The sequence below is a fragment of the Paraburkholderia sp. BR10923 genome, from assembly GCF_040948765.1.
GTDB lineage: Bacteria > Pseudomonadota > Gammaproteobacteria > Burkholderiales > Burkholderiaceae > Paraburkholderia > Paraburkholderia youngii.
Map to the genome: position 1 here is coordinate 1 of NZ_JBFPKO010000228.1, position 255 is coordinate 255.

Consider the following 255-nt stretch of genomic DNA (forward strand, 5'->3'; position numbering starts at 1 on the left):
GCCGTCGGCGCACGGTTGACGACCGCGCAGCACTGAACGGCATCCTGTATGTCCTGCGAACGGGCATCCCATGGGAAGACCTGCCGCAGGAACTGGGTTTCGGCAGCGGCATGACATGCTGGCGACGTCTACGAGACTGGCAGGCCGCAGGCGTGTGGGAGCAACTGCATCGGGCAATGCTTCGCCGGTTGCGTGAGCACGACCAGATTGATTGGGAACGGGCGAGCCTCGATGCTGCCAGTGTTGCCAGCTCCC

1 protein-coding gene is annotated in these 255 nt (G+C 64.3%); it reads left to right on the top strand.

Annotated features, from left to right (window positions below; genetic code table 11):
- Window positions 1-255: transposase (locus AB3X94_RS42235; protein WP_368614510.1), on the top strand; the 255-nt coding region annotated here is incomplete at both ends.